Source organism: Pseudoclavibacter helvolus (assembly GCF_049707175.1).
GTDB lineage: Bacteria > Actinomycetota > Actinomycetes > Actinomycetales > Microbacteriaceae > Pseudoclavibacter > Pseudoclavibacter helvolus_A.
Window position 1 is genome coordinate 1 of record NZ_JBNAFM010000047.1, and the last position, 402, is coordinate 402.

Below are 402 nucleotides of genomic sequence, written 5' to 3' on the forward strand. Positions count from 1 at the left end.
ATTCAGGGGTTCGTCTCGTGAGACGGCGGTTGTGGATGCGCTTCTTGAGGGCCGGACCGATCTGTTGAGGGTTCTTGGTGGTGAGCTCGTGGTTGTGTTGTCGGAGTTGGCGGCGCGTCGGCGGGTGTTGGACGCGGCGCTGGTGGAGGTCGCGGCGGAGGCGTTGCGGCGGGAGGACGAGTGCTCGCGGGACGAGACGCTCGCGCGGAAGGCGGGGTTCCGGAATCTTCCGGCGCTGTTGGAGCAGGTGCTGGGCGTGAAGCCCTTCGAGGCGCATACGCTCGTGAAAGTCGCTGCGGGGACTCGGGAGCGGATGGGGATGACGGGGGAGCCGATCCCGGCGAAGTACCCGAGCGTGGCTCGGGCGGTGTCGGCCGGGGTGATGTCGCTTGCGCAGGCGGC

Annotated in this window: 1 protein-coding gene; it reads left to right on the forward strand. The window is 68.7% G+C overall.

What is annotated here, in order from left to right; translation table 11 throughout:
• On the forward strand, positions 1-402 hold a 402-nt coding region (locus ACPYN9_RS17215), incomplete at both ends, for a DUF222 domain-containing protein (RefSeq protein ID WP_424468118.1).